Raw genomic sequence first — 2744 nt, 5'->3', positions numbered from 1 at the left:
GTCGGCGACCACCACGACCGCGCCCCGGCCGCCGGCGACGGTCGCGGCGACCGCCTCGGCGTAGCGGGCGGGCCAGTCCTCGCCCGGCAGCGCCGACCAGACCGCCCGGGGTGCCCGCCCGTCGGCGAGCGCCCGGAGCAGGGCCGGCCCGGCCGGGTAATCCCCCCAGGCGGCCGGGTCGGGCGCGGCCACCGGCTCCGGAGGCGGCGCCGGCACTCCGCCGCTCGCCGGCGGCCCGTCGGGCGTGGCCCGGCCGTCGGGCATCGTCCGGTCCACGGACTCCGCCGCGTCGCCGGGCGCGGCCGCCGCATCGGGCGCGGTCGCCGCGTCCCGCGCGGCCGTCGCGGCCGTCGCGTCCGGCGCCGCCTCGGACCGGGCGCGGACGTCCTTCTCCACCCGGGCGTGCCGGGGCGGTACGGCGAGGCGGAGCACGTCGGCGAGGCTGCCGGCGTAGCGGTCGGCCACGGCCCGGGCCAGCCGGGCGACCTCCGGGGCCAGCACGGGCTCCGGCGAGACGACCTTCTCCAGGTAGGCCAGGCGGCCGGTGTGCCCGGAGTCGTCGGCCCGCTCCAGCAGCCAGCCGTCGACGAGCTGCCCCGCGAAGCGGACCTTCACCCGGGTGCCGGGGACGGCGTCGGCGTCCAGGTCGGCCGGGACGAGGTAGTCGAACGGGCGGTCCAGGTGCGCCAGGGGCACGTCGACGCAGACGCGAGCGACCGGCGACCCGTCCGCGGGTCGCCGGTCGCTGCGCCTGGTGCCGGTCAGGCTCCCGCGGCCGACTTGAGGTCGGCGGCCCGGTCGGTGCTCTCCCAGGTCAGGTCCGGCAGCTCGCGGCCGAAGTGGCCGTACGCGGCGGTCTGCTGGTAGATCGGGCGGAGCAGGTTGAGGTCCCGGATGATGGCGGCCGGGCGCAGGTCGAAGACCTCGGTGACGGCCTTCTCGATCGAGGCGACCGGCACGGTCTCGGTGCCGAACGTCTCGACGAAGAGGCTGACCGGGTGGGCCTTGCCGATCGCGTACGCGACCTGCACCTCGCACCGCTCGGCCAGGCCGGCGGCGACCACGTTCTTGGCCACCCAGCGGGTCGCGTACGCCGCCGAGCGGTCCACCTTCGACGGGTCCTTGCCGGAGAACGCGCCGCCGCCGTGCCGGGCGTAGCCGCCGTAGGTGTCGACGATGATCTTGCGACCGGTCAGGCCGGCGTCGCCCATCGGCCCGCCGATCTCGAAGCGGCCGGTCGGGTTGACCAGCAGCCGGTAGCCCTCGGTGTCCAGCTCCAGGCTCTCCAGCTCCGGGCCGATGACGTGCTCGCGCACGTCGGGGGTGAGCAGCGACTCCAGCGAGATGTCCGCCGCGTGCTGGCTGGACACGACCACCGTGTTGAGCCGGACGGGGCGCAGCCCCTCGTACTCGATGGTGACCTGGGTCTTGCCGTCGGGGCGCAGGTAGGGGATGGTGCCGTCCTTGCGGACCTGCGCCAGCCGGCGCGCCAGCCGGTGCGCCAGCGCGATCGGCAGCGGCATCAGCTCGGGCGTCTCGGAGCAGGCGAAGCCGAACATCATGCCCTGGTCGCCGGCGCCCTGGGCGTCCAGCGCGCTCTCCGACGCCCCGGTACGCAGCTCGAAGGCGTTGTCGACGCCCTGGGCGATGTCCTCCGACTGGGCGCCGATGGAGACGCTGACGCCGCAGGAGGCGCCGTCGAAGCCCTTCTTCGACGAGTCGTAGCCGATGTCGAGGATGGTCCGGCGGACGATGGTGGGGATGTCGGCGTACGCCTTGGTGGTCACCTCGCCGGCGATGTGCACCTGGCCGGTGGTGATCATGGTCTCGACCGCGACCCGGCTGCGCGGGTCCTCGGTGAGCAGGGCGTCGAGAATGCCGTCGCTGATCTGGTCGGCGATCTTGTCCGGGTGGCCTTCCGTGACCGATTCGGAAGTGAAGAGGCGGCGTGTCACGGCACTCCTAGCTTGTGGATAAGTCGTTCCGCGGAAGTCTAGTCATCCGGATCCGCGCCGGGGGCCTTCGGCCATGCTCGGTTCCAGCCGTCAGGAAAGGCCGGACAGCCGCGCCGCCACGAGATCCCAGACGCCGTCGGCGAGATCCTCCTTGGACTGTTCGGGCAGCCGGCTGACCGACCCGTCCGCGCCGATGACGGTCGCCGCGTTGGTGTCGGCGCCGAAGACCTTGTCGATGCCGACCTCGTTGATGACGATGAGGTCCGCCCGCTTGCGGGCGAGCTTGGCCCGCCCGTTGGCCTCCGCGTCGCCGGTCTCCGCGGCGAACACCACCAGCAGCTGCTCCGGGCGACGGCGCCGCCCCAGCTCCGCGGCGATGTCCGGGTTGGTGACGAGCGCGATGGTGGGCGCCTCGCCGTCGTCCGACTTCTTGATTTTGCCAGCCGCGTAGGTCGCCGGGCGGAAATCCGCCGGAGCCGCCGCCATCACGACCACGTCGGCCTCGGCCGCCGCCGCCAGCGTCGCCTCCCGCAGCTCGGCGGTGGTGCCGACGCGGACCAGGTCGACGCCGGCCGGGTCGGGCAGCGAGACGTTCGCCGAGACAAGGGTGACCCGGGCGCCCCGGGCGACGGCGCAGCGGGCGAAGGCGTAGCCCTGCTTGCCGGAGGAACGGTTGCCGAGGAAGCGCACCGGGTCGAGGGGCTCACGGGTGCCGCCCGCCGTCACCACCACGTGCCGCCCGGCCAGGTCGGCCGGGGCCGCGACGCCCCGGGCCAGGGCCCGGCGGGC

The 2744-nt window shown here is 74.7% G+C and carries 3 protein-coding genes; all 3 read right to left on the bottom strand.

The window, feature by feature from the left end:
- Nucleotides 1-696 (bottom strand): primosomal protein N' family DNA-binding protein (locus tag ACWENR_RS30380; protein WP_452280375.1); only part of this gene is annotated, 696 nt, incomplete at its 3' end.
- A 65-nt stretch (nt 697-761) separates the two neighbouring features.
- A complete protein-coding gene (metK, locus tag ACWENR_RS30375) occupies nt 762-1955 on the bottom strand; it encodes a methionine adenosyltransferase (RefSeq protein ID WP_452280374.1) in 1194 nt (397 codons plus the stop codon).
- A gap of 90 nt (nt 1956-2045) precedes the next feature.
- The coding region (locus ACWENR_RS30370; protein WP_452280373.1) for a phosphopantothenoylcysteine decarboxylase domain-containing protein at nt 2046-2744 on the bottom strand (699 nt) is incomplete at its 5' end.

It is taken from the genome of Micromonospora sp. NPDC004336 (assembly GCF_053602615.1).
This window is presented reverse-complemented; position numbering and strand designations above follow the sequence as displayed.